Here is a 13,424-nt window from a genome sequence, read left to right on the forward strand (position 1 = left end):
AACTAGTGAGCGGACGCCTGCATTCCTTTTGGAGGTTTTTGCATGAGGAGTGCCATTGGGACCATGCAAGCGCAGAATACGGCCAACATAGTAAGAACATCAATATAGGAGAGCACGCTTGCTTGTGCCTGCAGGCTTTGATAGATGCTCAGGTAGGCACCTTTCTGCGCATCGGAGAGCGCGGCGGTACTACGTTGCAGGCTGGACGTGAGCGCGTGTACGGAGCTCATCCATTGCTGGCTGCTGCCGACGACATTCTGAACCAGGTATGCCTGGTGGGCCTGCTGATGGCGAGCGAGGACGGTGGTGAAGAATGATGTTCCGGCTGAGCCGCCGATATTACGCGCAAGATTCGATAGGCCGGAGACATCGTTGTTCTTACGAGGATCTATTCCCAGATAGATCATTGAATTGATGGGCACGAAGAGAAACGCCAATCCGATGGATTGATAGAAACGCAGAACGGCGGCGTAGCGAAAGCTCATCTGCAGATTGAGACTGGTCATGTGGTAGAGCGCAACAGCGATGCTGGCGAATCCAAAAATGATCAGGTAGCGGCCGTCGACGCGCGAGATCAGAATGCCGACGATGGGCATGCAGATGATCGTCGCCAGACCTCCCGAAGACATGGCCATTCCAGCGCTCTCGGCGGTGTAACCCATCAACGATTGGAGCAGTTGCGGCAGGAGCACGGTAGTTGCGTAGAGAGTAAAGCCAAGCACGAACATCATCAGGAATGAGACGGAGAAATTTCTTCGGGCAAAGAGTCGGAGATCGAGAATCGGCTTGCTCCCAACTCGTTCCTGTCGAAGCTCCCAGATCACGAGGCAGGCGAGGCCGATTACAGTAACCGCGAGGAACGAGACGATGAAATGCGATGAGAACCAATCGTCCTGCTGGCCTTTGTCGAGCACTACCTCTAACGAGCCGAATGTCAGTGCGATCAAACCGAAGCCTGTGTAGTCGAGCTTGAATCCTCCCCGGCGCGCTGCCTTTACCTCTTCTTTGATCGCGGGAGGATCTTCGACGAGGCGATGGGTGAGAAAGAGAGACAAGATGGCAATGGGGATATTGATGAAGAAGATCCAACGCCAGTCATAGTTGTCGGTAATCCAACCTCCGAGGGTCGGACCGACGATGGGTGCTGTGATGACGGCGAGTCCGTAGACTGCGAAGGCTTGCCCACGTTTCTCTGGGGGAAACGTGTCGGCAAGGATCGACTGCTCCGATGGCTGCAAACCACCGCCACCCAGACCCTGGATTACTCGGAAGAACAGTAGGAGAGGAAGCGATGGAGCCAGTCCGCAGAGGAACGAGCTAATGCCGAAGATGGTAACGCAGGTCATGTAGAAGCGTTTGCGCCCGATGATGGTGCCCAGGTAGGCCCCGACCGGAAGCACGACTGCATTGGCCACAAGATAGGAAGTAATGACCCAGGTTGACTCGTCCTGAGATGCTCCGAGGGATCCGGCGATATGAGGCAAGGCCACATTGGCGATGGACGTATCCAGGACTTCCATGATGGTGGCCAGGGTCACGGTTACGGCGACGATCCAGGGGTTATGTTTTGGCTTGTAGCCTGTTGTTGCGTTCATATTCGAAATTTTCCGAGCGGGCAATATTTGTACGATACCGTATGGTATCGTACAATCTATTGGAGCGCCTTCCGACAATAAGGATTCAGGAAAAACTAAACTGGAAGCAGGACGAAGAAAGTGGCAAAGAATTCAGTGAACAGGAAAGTACCGCCCCTAAGATCCCGATCCGATTTGCGTCTTGAGGAGAGCCGTGTTGCAGAACTCCTGGACATTGCGTCGCAGGTCTTTCTCGAGAACGGCTTCGCCGGCGCCAGCATGAACGAAATCGCCAGACTCTCGAACTCTTCAAAGACGACCTTTTACTCTCGTTTTCCAACGAAAGAGAGGCTCTTTATCGCTGTGATGGAACGCCGCATGGACATTGTGCTGGGAGAAGTAACAGCTTCTCTTCCTGCCGAATCGCCGATCGATGTCGCGTTGAAAGAATATGGCATCCGGTTTCTCCGGTTCGCTGTGTCAGACGACCAGATCACCCTGCTGCGGATCATTTCGATGGAATCCGTACGCTTCCCGGAGTTGGGACAGCGCTTCTATGAACTGGGTCCGAAGCGAGGGCAGATGTTCCTGGCAGGCTATCTTCAGGAGCAGATCAAGCTGGGATATCTGGTGAGAGAGGATCCTTGGACCATGGCAGAACATTTGATAAGTCTGCTCTCTGGCGGAGCTGTCCGTTGGAGTATTCTGGGCCTCCAGACCGCAACCCGAACCAGAGACAAACAGCAGGAGCATATCACCGGTGTTCTGAAGGTTTTTCTGCGAGCCTATGGAACTCCCACTCTGGTAAGGGACTCTCGGGCGCGATCGAGAAAGTAAAGAGCAGGCATGAAAACTCCGATGTGTCCCGGGAAAGAAGAACACTGGCCAACCAAATTCTGACGATCACTGCCGAGCCTGGATTCTCTCCTTGGTGCACCGTTAGGTGCTTTGGATCCGGTCCATCCTCCACCAAGAGACTTGATGAGGACCACGGAAGCAGTCATTCGCTGCCCGGCAATCTGGGACGAAGTTCGCTCATTCGACAAAACGCTCTGCTGCGCAAAGACGACGTCGAGATAGCTGACGAGTCCGGCCTTGTAGCGTTGTATCGCAATTTGTTCTGTGCGCTCGGAATCGGCTACTGCCAGGGCTTGCGATTGGGACTGGTTAGAGAGGTACTGGAGCGCCGATAGCTGGTCCTCGACCTCCTGATAAGAGACAAGGACTGTTTTCTCATATTGGGCGAGTGACTCGCGATAGGCTGCCTGTGCTTGATCGACTCCGGCACGCAGCCTCCCTCCCGTAAATATAGGAGCCGTTGCCGAGGCGGCGAGAGACGCAATTGTGTTTTGCCAATTCAGCAGACTGACGGCGTTAGTGCTTTCGTAGCCAAGAAGACCTGTGAGCGAGATCTGGGGAAAGTATGCCGCCTTTGCAACGCCTATGCGGGCAGTCGCAGCAGCAACATTCCGATCCGATTCCGCGATGTCGGGTCTTCTCGTCAGAAGATCGGCCGGTAAGCCAACAGGAATCGCTGGGGGTATAGGGTTGTCTGGCAAGATCGGAACGGACAGGCTCTCCACGGTGCGCCCCAGCAAGACGGCAAGCGCATGTTCCAGCTGCGCGCGCTGAATCTCGAGCGCCTGCTTCTGTGCGGCTGTCTGATCGAGAAGCGTCTTTGCCTGCGCCACCTCCAGGTCACTGCTCAGACCATGTTGAAAGCGGCTTGTGGTGAGATCGAATCCTTGCTGAAGGTCAGCCAGTGTCCGATCGAGAATCCGGAGTTCCTGATCACTCTCGCGAAGATTGTAGTAATCGGTGGCTATGGTCGTCTCGGTTTCCAGACGAACAAATCTCAGATCGGCCTCCGATGCCTGTTGTGTCGCACGCGCGGCCTGAAGCGATCGCCTCAGGCGTCCCCATGCGTCGACTTCATAACTTGCAACCAAAGGCAGCACAATATCGTTATAAGTTGCGGCATGACCGTTGGTATTTCCGTTATTCGGACGATTCTGCGCCTCGCGTGTACGAGAGACTCCAGGCGCAGCGCCTACAGTCGGAAGCAAATAAGAACGCGCGGAACTGGTGAGTGCGGTAGCTTCATCTACATGAGCGATGGCAATTTTTATGTCTCGATTTGCGGAGTCGCCCTGGATCTCGAAGTCGTCGAGCACCGGGTCGTGGAAGACCTTCCACCAATCGCTATAGGAGATGTCAGACGGCGGAACGGCTGCAGAGGATATTCCATCGTTAGCATTGAATGCTGGTGGAACCGGTGCGGATGGCGGGTGATAGTTAGGCCCAACCATACATCCGGAGATCATTACGGTGAGCGCGGCTGTGAATGTGAGTGACGATAAGCGTCTGACGTCCATGTGCCGTTGTCTTAGTTTTCCCATGGTTCCCCCTTTAGCTTTTCTCGCCGCCAGGGGCAGGTTGGATTGTGACGTGCATTCCGTTCACCAGGTAATCGGGTGGGCTGGCAACGATTTGGTCGCTCTCGGTAATGCCATTGGTGACTTCGATCGTATTGCCGAAGTCGCGTCCCAGAGCGACCTTGCGCAACTGAATCTGATTGGTCCCGTCGACGACAGCGATCTGCGGTCCTGCGGACTGAAAGAGGATGGCTCCCACCGGCACAACCAAGTGCTTCACGGGCGCACTCAGGTGGATGTGCACCTCTGCGTAGGCGCCTGGCAGCAGCTTGCCGGAGGGATTGGGCACGTCGATCTCGGTGAGCAGTGTGTGAGAGTCCAAAGCGATGGAGTGACTGCTCCTGGTGACGGTTCCTTCAAACTGCTGGCCTGGCAAGGCTATCAGCTCGAGAGTCGCTTTCAGGCCGTCCGAGATCTGGTCGCTATAGCTCTCCGGGACAGGCACAAAGACACGCACGATGTTGATCTTGGAGATGCGGAAGAGCTCAGCACCCATGCCGCTATTGCCGGCATTGATCAGGTCGCCGATGTCTGTGCGGCGCTGGGTGATGACGCCGTCGAACGGGGCAACAACTTTCTCGAAGCCCTGCAGTTGTTCCAGGCGATTGACATTGGCGTGCGCTGCCTGAACGCCGGCCTTCTGAGCATCGAGATTTTGATTGTTCTGATCGACTTCCTGTTGAGCGACGGCGTTTGTGGGGATCAGTTCCTGATACCGCTTGGCGGTGATGCCAGCCAGTACGAGGTTTGCCTGGGTCTGGCTGAGGGCCGCTCGAGCCTGGTTCAACTCCTGATCGACCTCGGGCGATTCGATTTGAGCCAGAAGTTCGCCCTGGTGAACATGGGTTCCGATATCCGCATACCAGTGGGCGACGTAACCGCTGGTGCGAGCGTAGACGGGCGAATCGGAGTATCCCTGAAGCGTAGAAGGCAAGCTGATCTCACTGTCGGGCGCACCTTGTTGCGCGTGAGTGAGAGTTACCGGTTCGGTATCAAGTGCGTTTGTACCTGCGGTCAGCTTTTTGGCATCCTGAGCGCGCAGGAGTAAGGTAACCGCCCCGAAGATGCAGAGGACGATCGGGATGAGGAGGAACCACTTGATTCCACCTCGGCTGGTTTGAGTTCTGGATGGTGATGTGGCCTGCGTTTGATTTGTCATAGTTCCCTCATGCCTCATGACTTACCTGGGAGACAGGCAAGCTTGATTTGGTGTTTTGCCGGAGGACGGCGAAGACGATTGGAACGAAGAAGAGCGTAGCGACGGTAGCGAAGAGGAGTCCGCCGATCACCGCACGGCCTAAAGGAGCGTTCTGCTCTCCCCCGTCGCCGAGACCGATGGCCATGGGAATCATGCCGATGATCATGGCCATCGCCGTCATCAGGACTGGACGCAGACGCGTGGCACCTGCCTCAAGCGCAGCGCGAAAGGAATCCCGGTTCTCAGCGAAGTGTTCGTTCGCGAAGGTGATGATGAGCACGCTGTTCGAGGTCGCGACACCGATGCTCATGATGGTTCCCATCAAGGCAGGAACACTGAGAGAAGTATGGGTGAGGAAGAGCACCCAACAGATTCCGGCCAGCGCCCCGGGCAATGCGGTGATGATGATGAAGGCCTCTGACCACGATTGGAAGTTGACGACCAAGAGGAAGTAGACCAATGCGATGGCGAAGGCGAGGCCGGCGAAGAGGCCGACGAACGACGAGTGCATGGTGGCCACCTGCCCGCGGGTGACGAGGTGACTGCCTCTGGGCAGGTGCTTTTCGGCCTCCGTGGTAATTCGCTGTACATCCTTTGCGACGCCACCAAGGTCACGTCCCTGTGTGCTCGCATAGATATCGATGACGGGCTGAACGTCATAGTGGCTCGCGACCGCCGGTTCGCTCTTGCGGGTCATGCCGGCCAGATTCTCGAAGAGCTGCGGCGAGTTTACCGTCGGCGAATTCACCGGGATCGTGCGCAGGGCGTCGAGAGAGTTGATCCTGTATTGGGGCGTCTGGACGGCAATATTGTAGGAGACACCATTCGCGGTATTGAGCCAGAAATTAGGCTGCGTTTGAAAGCTTGAACTCAGGGATACGAGGACGTTGCTGGCAACATCCCGCTCGGTGAGTCCGAGCTGCTGGATACGTACGCGGTCCACATCGAATTGCAACCTTGGTTGATCCAGCAGTTGTTGAATATGGACGTCCACTGCGCCTGGCACGGCACGCATCTGCTCGGCGATCTGCGACGCGATGGCGAAGTTGGCGTTTACGTCGCGTCCGACGATTTGAATGTCGAGGGGAGCGGGTATGCCAAAGTTCAACGTCTGCGCGACGATGTCAGCAGGTTCGAAGAAGAATGACGTCCCTGGAAAGCGCTTGGGAAGTTCCTCTCTGAGACGTGCGACGTAGTCAGCGGTAGGGTGATGATTTGGCTGGAGGGAGCCGAGGATCTCCGCGTCCGCATTTCCGATGGTTCCGCTATTGCTGTAGGAGAGATTGATGCCGCTGGTTGGGAGGCCTATATTGTCGAGAATTCCACCGACTTCATTCGCAGGTATCTGAGTCCGGATGTAGCGATCCACCTCGTCCACCAGCCGAGCCGTCTCCTCAATGCGTGTGCCGGTTTTGGCACGAAGGTGCAGGCGAAATTGTCCGGCATCGACAGCGGGAAAGAAGTCCTGACCGAGAAAAGGTATCAACGCCAGACTGGATAGGCAGAAGACCAGGAAGAGACTGAGAAAGATTCTGCGGTGATCGAGGCACTGCTGCAGTAAGCCGGTGTATCGGACCGTGAAGGCCTCAAACGCATGTTCGAAGCGTTGATGGATGCGCGCAAACCGGCTGGTTCGCTCGCCTGTAATAGGGTGCCGATGCTGTTCGAGTTCCTTAGGCAAAAGAAACATGACGAGCGTGGGAATGATGGTGCGCGAGAAGAAGTAGGAGGCGAATAAAGCGAAGACCACCGCCTCGGCAAGCGGCACGAAGAGGTAACGCGCCACGCCGGAGAGGAAGAACATGGGGACGAAGACGATGCTGATGCAGACGGTGGAGACAAACGCAGGAACTGCGATCTCCTGGGCGCCATCGAGGATGGCTTGTCGGAGATCCTTGCCCATGGCGACGTTTCGCTGCATGTTCTCGATCTCTACGGTCGCGTCGTCGACCAAAACGCCGACTGCCAACGCCAGCCCACCCAGCGTCATAATGTTGATGCTTTCGCCCAAGGCACTCAGCAATAGCAGCGACGTAAGGATCGAGAGTGGAATGGAGATGCAGATGATCAGAGTGCTTCTCCAGCTTCCGAGAAACACCAGGATCATGATCGACGTGAGTGAAGCGGCGATGATTCCTTCACGCACGACGCCATTCAGGGAGGCACGCACGAACACCGATTGATCCGAGAGCGGATGCATCTGCAACTCGGGTGGCAGTGTGGATGCGATGCGGGGTAGAGCTGCGCGAATCCCGGCGACAATGGCCAGTGTGGAGGCGTTGCCTGTTTTCTCGATCGTGAGCAGAGCTCCACGCTGTCCGTCCTGGCGTACGATGTTCTGCTGCACGGCGAAGCCGTCTCGCACATGCGCGACGTCGCGCATAAATATGGTGCCGCTATTCACCGTCTTCACGGGCAGGTTATTGAGCTCTTGAACTGTGACCGGAGTACCGTTGAGACCGACGTTGTATTCGGTCTTGTCGATCTTCGCTGTTCCTGAGGGCAGGATGACGTTCTGGTCATTGATCGCGTTGACGACGTCCATAGGGGAGAGCCCTTTGGATTGCAACTGGGACGAGTCGATATCCACCATGATCTGGCGAACCTTGCCGCCATAGGGAAGCGGAACCGCAGCGCCTGGAATGGTGGACAGTTGAGGTCGGATAAAGTTCGTCCCGAAGTCGTTGAGCTGCTGTTCTGAAAGTCCTCGTCCACTGAGACCGAGTTGAAGAATCGGTACCGTGGATGCGCTGTAACGAATGACAAGAGGTGGGGTAATTCCGGCTGGAAGTTGTTTGAGTGTTGCCTCTGCCTCCGCATTCACCTCGGCGATGGTTCCATCGACGTTCGCCTGCGGTTGGAGAAACACTTTGATGACGGCGACACCGTTCAGAGATTGCGACTCGATATGGTCGATGTTGCCAACGGTCGTTGTAAGAGCACGTTCGTAGATGGAGGTAATTCGGGACTCCATTTCGGAAGGCACGAGACCTGTAAACGTCCAGATGACGCTGACCACTGGTATGTTGATCTCGGGAAAGATGTCGACGGGCGTGCGCATCAACATCACGGGCCCTGCGAGAAACAGCAGGAGCGCGAGTACTACGAAGGTGTACGGCCGGTTGAGTGCGAGTCTAACGATCCACATGGCAGTCCTCTAAGAAGCAGCTGAGGGGTGCGCCGATAGTTGCGAACCACAATCTGCTTGAGAACCACTCTATGGATTCATGGTGTGCCGTCGATACGCCAAACTAGGCGTAGAAAAGGTAACTCTTTCGGGTGTATCGGGGGCTAGTGCAGGTGGATGATGCCGCGGCGCAGAGCGCTCGTAACCGCCTCGGTGCGGTCGTTCACGCCCAGCTTCATCAGAATGCTCTTGACGTGCATCTTGACTGTGTCTTCCGCGATGGAGAGCGTTGCGCCGATCTCCTTGTTTCGTTTACCGCGGGCGATTTCCTTCAGCACATCCAACTCTCGCTGGGTGAGTTTCTCTGAGGCGAGGTGATCGACCAGCTTCGCGGCAATGGTGGAGGGGACGTGCTGCTTGCCGGCATGAACGGCCCTGATCGCTTGAAGGAGTTCCTCGCGGACCATGCCCTTGACCACATAGCCTTTTGCGCCTGCGGCGAGAGCGCGCTCAATGTCCACGTCACCTTCAAACGAGGTGAGCACAATGGCGCGAGCAGAGGGAGAGAGTTTCAGGATGTTTCGAATGAGGTCGAATCCAGTGGTATCACGAAGACGAAGATCGACGAGGGTTATGTCCGGCTTGAGGTCTCGAAACATGCTGAGGCCCTCTGCACCGGAACCAGCCGCGCCGACGATCTCCATGTCGGGCTGCAGTGTTACGATGCTGATCAGCCCGTCGCGGACGATTGGATGATCGTCTATGCAGAGGATTCGGATTCGTGGAGTTTTTGTCATCTCTGGTCAATTTTATGATTGACGCGTGTGTTCGACCAACGTGCGCGCAGTCTGCCCCAGATGCTCGGACTCGCTTTGTGGTCGGGATACGCCATGTGTCCAGGAACGGTGAGCAGGATCCGGGTGCCATTTTCGCGCTTTGATTCGATGGTAAGGGTAGCCGCAATCCTGGAGGCACGCTCCTGCATGCCCATAAGGCCGAAGTGTCCGGGCAGACCCGATTCGAGGATCGGCTGGCTGATGCCCGGCCCTACATCATCGACATGGAGAGTGAAGACGTTGGGGGTATAGCTCAGTCGCACATCAACGCCGCCACGCGTATGCTTCAGAGCATTTCGCAGGGCCTCGCACGCAATCTGGATGATCTCATCGCCGACGCCGGCCCGGAGAGGGAGTTCTGTTCCCTCGGTGATGTAGTGGATCGCTTGGTGTCGGTCTTCCGGGAAATGCGTCGCGGCAAGTTTGAGTGTCTGGAGCACGTCCTGCTTCGAGACGGTGGTTGCTCGCAGAGTTGTGAGTGCGCCACGTCCTTGCGCCAAGGCCGATTCAGAGAGCTGAAGGGCTCGACCGAGTATTGGCTTGCCCGCTGCTCCCGGGGAGTGAGTTCATCCGCGATCTCAAGTTGCAGGCTGATTCCCATGACATCCTGCAGCAGATTGTCGTGCAGATCCTGGGCCATGCGTGCGCGTTCGTCCAGCCGCTCTTCGAAACGCCGCCGAAGCCCATCGGCTACGGACCGAATCCTAAACCGAACCAGGAGGAGGATAGCAAGCAGGAGCGCCAAGAGGCATAGCGCGATGAACCATTTCGTCTGATAGAAGGCAGGTAAGAGGGTGAAGGCCAGTACTGCGGGCTCCGTACTCCAGACTCCATCGTCGTTTGCCGCCAGCACTTCAAAACTGTACTTACCTGGAGGGAGATTCGTGTAAGTCGCAAAGCGCCGTGTGGAGACCGCATGCCACTCAGAATCAAAACCCAGAAGCCGATAGCGAAACGTGATCTTGCGGGGGTCGGTGAAGCTCAGGCCAGTGTAGTTGATCTCGATGCGGCTGGTCAGCGGGGGCAGGGTGATGGCTCTTGCGACCTCCACGTTCGCATCGTCCACAGTGACCTGGACAATATGCACGGGCGGAGGGACGGGGTTCTTGCGGATGTGCGCGGGGTCAATGGTGGCGAGGCCTTCCGATGCCGTGAGCCAGATGCGGCCATCGGGTAGAACCGCAACGGGAGTGCTGCCGTGCAGGTCTGGGTTGTTGTGAAGGCCATCCCCGTCGTCGTAAAAATCATACGGTACAAGAAACTTTGGATCGGTTGCAGCATGCAAAAGATCACTGATAGTCACCGAGGCGACACCGATGTTGTAGCCGAGCCAAAGCCGGCCGCCTGGGCCTGGCACTGCCCACAGAACGCGGCTGCCAGGCAGCCCGTTCTTTCTGGACCAAGAGGTAAATCTTCCTCCGCTGTAGCGCGTGAGGCCGCGTTCTGAAGCGATCCAGGCACTGCCGTCGCTGACGGCAGAGATGGCGTGGGGCGAGCCACCCGGCAGGTGATCCGCAGCGGTGAACTGGTGGAAGGTGACACCGTCATAGAGGACGATCTCGCCGGTACTAAGGCCGAACCACACTTCTCCGCGCGCGCCTGCCGTGATGACCGAAACGGCCTTGTTTTGGATCGCAGGCACGGTGACTGCGTTGGCAACATGCCCCGGCTCCCAGCGAAAGAGACCACCGTGTTGGTCGTAGAACCAGAGCTCGCCCGTGGAAGATTGCGCTATGGATGTGATCTGTGTGGCCTGAACGCCGGACTGGACGACGTGACTGCGGCCATCCTTTACTATGCTTAGCCCGTGGGGCGTGCCTGCGAACAGGGTGCCGTCGACGCCCCCCGTAAGAGAGAGAACGCTTTCGCGCAGAAGGCTCTTCGCACCTGTAGCTGTTATCTCGTTGAGGCCGACTGCTGATCCGGCAAAGACCTCGTTTCCGACTACCGCCAGCGAGGTTATGTTGTCGCTCAGAAGGCCTGAGCGGCGCGTCATGGTGGCGAACTTGTCGTAGCGAAGCCGATTGAGGCCGTTCTGCGTTCCGATCCAGAGATTGTGTTCGCGGTCTTCAAAGAGGGTCCATACGGAATCACTCGACAGGCCATCTACGACGGAGATCTGTTCTTTTTCAGCGCGAGCCTCCCCGCGGCGGTACTAACGCGGATGACCCCGCTCTCTCGGGTTGCCAACCACAGGTTGCCATCGTTATCGGGCATGACGCTGCGAATCTGATTGGAGGTGAGATGCGCGGTGGCGAGGATGGACGGTGCAACGTTGTGGGCGGACTGGATACCGCATTCCGCTGAGTCGACTTTTCCCAGTGACATCGACTGAGGTGGATGGAGATCTGAATCGGAAGCCGAAGCCGACCCTACCTGACATGTTGTCGTAATCTGCATGGTCGCGGGTGAGACACGAAAGACCTGATTCGAAGCCTCTACATCGATCAGGGAATCGGCGCGCTCCCGGATCGACGAGATAGGCAGGTTGAGTGTCAGGCTCTTCATCGCTGGGCCATCGATCCGGACAAGCATCCCGCTCTCCGTACCGACCCACAACGCACCATCTGCGCTTGCTGTAAGCGCTTTCACCTTACCGAAGGCTGTGTCTCCCTTGCCCAAAAGCGGGACCTGGAAAAAACGGATGCCGTCAAAACGAATGAGACCATCCGCTGTGCCTAACCAGAGAAAACCGTCCGGGGTCTGCGCGATGGCATAGATAGCTGTGGAGGGAAGGCCATCGCGATGTCCCCATTGAGTCAGAGAATACTGGCTAATTCCTTGTTTGGAAGCTAGTCCGGCGGCAGTGCATTCGATCGAGCACAAGAAGGCGCAAACACAAACGAATACATGAAATGAACGGCACGCCGACATGCAGTCATTCTATCGATGCGCCCAGCCCGTGTGACTCATGCATGCGGAGGCGGTTATGGGAATTCAAGAAACTGCGCGTTCCCCGGTGTAGTGCTACCGACGGCATACTGGGGGTGGCGCCGGATGATCGAGTCCAGCAGTGGATGAGGTAGCGGCGGCTAACGTGTGGTGATGGTGGTGGGGGCCTCGTTGGCTTTGAGGTAGTTGCCGTAGCCTACGACGATGGTGGAGCTGATGAGAAGGAATAGGCCTGCGGCTACCAGGGTTTTGGTGCGGCGACTGGTGCCGCGCCACTCCTTGAGGAAGAGCCCCCAGAGGGTGGCGAAGATGATGATGCTGGCCATGTGGAGTGTCCAGCTCGAGAAATCGTACTTGCCCATCTTGGTTTGGCCCATGGAGTAGAAGAAGAATTGGAAGTACCAGATGACTCCGGCTAGAGATGCGAAGAGGTAGTTGAAGGCCAGGGTCCTGGGGGCGAGGTGGTCGTAGGTGGAGGGGTCGAGGGGGTCGAAGTCGACCAGGGTTTGGCCGGTGGCGTGGGAGGCTCGCATAGGGTTGAGGCCGGGTTCGCCGGTGAACTGTTTGATGGATCCGTTTTTGAGGATGAGGATGGCGGACCAGACGAAGTTGGTGAGGAAGCCTCCCCAGAGAACGACGATGAGGATGGGGAGGTTTTGCCATAGGTCGAGGCGGTTGTGGGCCAGGAGCTCGGTCTTGGCGAGGGCTCCGATGGGGGCTCCGGCTTTTAGGCCGAAGGCGAAGAAGGAGCTCATGACGCCGGCGAAGATGGCGACGGCTAGACCTTTGCCGAAGTTGTAGTCGGTCTCTCCGGCTTCGGCTTTTTCTTCTGGGGTGACTTCGCGCTCTTTGGAGAGGCCGGCGGCTCCGTTGACGGCTACGGCGATGAGACAGAGGAGCACGCCGGCGAGGATGATCTGGCCGGAGGTCTCGTGGAGGATGGTGTGGATGGAGCCGTCGTAGATGGGCGGGATGAGGGTGCCGAAGGCGGTGCAGAGGCCGAGGGCGATGGCGTATCCGAGCGCGATGCCGAGGTAGCGGATGGCGAGGCCGAAGGTGAGGCCGCCTGCTCCCCAAAGGACTCCCCAGAAGATGGCGTATTGGATGCTGGATGTGGGCGCGGCGTGGAGGATGCCGAAGAGGTTGGGGACGAGGAGGGTGGCGAGGACGACTGGCGCGATGATCCAGGCGGCGAAGCCCTGGATGAGCCAGTAGATCTCCCACGACCAGCGCTTGATGCCGCGGAAGGGGATGAAGTTGGTGGCGGAGGCGAAACCGCCGATCCAGTGATAGATGACGCCGATGAAAGGATTGGGTCCCACGAGGCCTCGTTGTGGTGAATGATGGTGGTGCCTGGGTTTA

At 57.2% G+C, this 13,424-nt stretch carries 10 protein-coding genes and 2 pseudogenes; 1 reads left to right on the forward strand and 11 read right to left on the reverse strand.

The features are described from left to right. Positions 1 to 2: 2 nt before the first annotated feature. On the reverse strand, positions 3 to 1,595 hold the full coding sequence (locus RBB80_RS15545) for a DHA2 family efflux MFS transporter permease subunit (RefSeq protein ID WP_433969221.1): 1,593 nt from the start codon (positions 1,593 to 1,595) through the stop codon (positions 3 to 5). Positions 1,596 to 1,769: 174 nt separating this feature from the next. On the opposite strand from RBB80_RS15545, the gene RBB80_RS15550 reads away from it, so the two are divergent. Next, entirely contained in the window at positions 1,770 to 2,411 is a 642-nt protein-coding gene (locus RBB80_RS15550; protein WP_433969222.1) for a TetR/AcrR family transcriptional regulator C-terminal domain-containing protein, read from the forward strand. Here the strand turns inward: RBB80_RS15550 and RBB80_RS15555 are convergent. The 10 genes and pseudogenes from RBB80_RS15555 to RBB80_RS15600 form a co-directional block, all read right to left on the reverse strand. Next, positions 2,360 to 3,973: an efflux transporter outer membrane subunit gene (locus tag RBB80_RS15555; protein WP_433969224.1), complete on the reverse strand. Its 1,614-nt coding sequence runs from the start codon at positions 3,971 to 3,973 to the stop codon at positions 2,360 to 2,362. The two genes, RBB80_RS15550 and RBB80_RS15555, sit on opposite strands and share 52 nt — an antisense overlap. A 10-nt stretch (positions 3,974 to 3,983) precedes the next feature. Further along, positions 3,984 to 5,168 carry an efflux RND transporter periplasmic adaptor subunit gene (locus tag RBB80_RS15560; RefSeq protein ID WP_433969225.1) on the reverse strand — a complete coding sequence of 395 codons (1,185 nt, stop codon included), beginning with the start codon at positions 5,166 to 5,168 and terminating at the stop codon, positions 3,984 to 3,986. A 7-nt stretch (positions 5,169 to 5,175) separates the two neighbouring features. Further along, positions 5,176 to 8,355: an efflux RND transporter permease subunit gene (locus RBB80_RS15565; protein WP_433969227.1), complete on the reverse strand. Its 3,180-nt coding sequence runs from the start codon at positions 8,353 to 8,355 to the stop codon at positions 5,176 to 5,178. A 143-nt stretch (positions 8,356 to 8,498) separates the two neighbouring features. Beyond that, a complete protein-coding gene (locus tag RBB80_RS15570; RefSeq protein ID WP_433969229.1) occupies positions 8,499 to 9,131 on the reverse strand; it encodes a response regulator in 633 nt (210 codons plus the stop codon). Continuing rightward, positions 9,128 to 9,553, reverse strand: a complete 426-nt coding sequence (locus RBB80_RS15575) for an ATP-binding protein (RefSeq protein WP_433969694.1) — start codon at positions 9,551 to 9,553, stop codon at positions 9,128 to 9,130. Before RBB80_RS15575 ends, RBB80_RS15570 begins: the two co-directional genes overlap by 4 nt. Beyond that, the gene (locus RBB80_RS15580) at positions 9,457 to 11,166 is read right to left on the reverse strand and encodes a ligand-binding sensor domain-containing protein (RefSeq protein WP_433969231.1); all 1,710 of its coding nucleotides are present in this window, start codon (positions 11,164 to 11,166) and stop codon (positions 9,457 to 9,459) included. The genes RBB80_RS15575 and RBB80_RS15580 overlap by 97 nt, the downstream gene beginning before the upstream one ends. A 45-nt stretch (positions 11,167 to 11,211) precedes the next feature. After that, positions 11,212 to 11,289, reverse strand: a pseudogene (locus tag RBB80_RS15585) (two-component regulator propeller domain-containing protein); the annotation flags it as partial. After that, positions 11,277 to 11,792 carry a two-component regulator propeller domain-containing protein gene (locus RBB80_RS15590; protein WP_433969696.1) on the reverse strand — a complete coding sequence of 172 codons (516 nt, stop codon included), beginning with the start codon at positions 11,790 to 11,792 and terminating at the stop codon, positions 11,277 to 11,279. The pseudogene RBB80_RS15585 and the gene RBB80_RS15590, both read right to left, overlap by 13 nt. A gap of 54 nt (positions 11,793 to 11,846) precedes the next feature. After that, positions 11,847 to 12,044 (reverse strand): annotated as a pseudogene (locus tag RBB80_RS15595) (two-component regulator propeller domain-containing protein); the annotation flags it as partial. Positions 12,045 to 12,202: 158 nt separating this feature from the next. After that, a complete protein-coding gene (locus tag RBB80_RS15600) occupies positions 12,203 to 13,384 on the reverse strand; it encodes an L-rhamnose/proton symporter RhaT (protein WP_433969232.1) in 1,182 nt (393 codons plus the stop codon). Positions 13,385 to 13,424: the final 40 nt, after the last annotated feature.

The sequence above is a fragment of the Tunturiibacter gelidiferens genome, from assembly GCF_051013345.1.
GTDB classification, from domain to species: domain Bacteria; phylum Acidobacteriota; class Terriglobia; order Terriglobales; family Acidobacteriaceae; genus Edaphobacter; species Edaphobacter gelidiferens_A.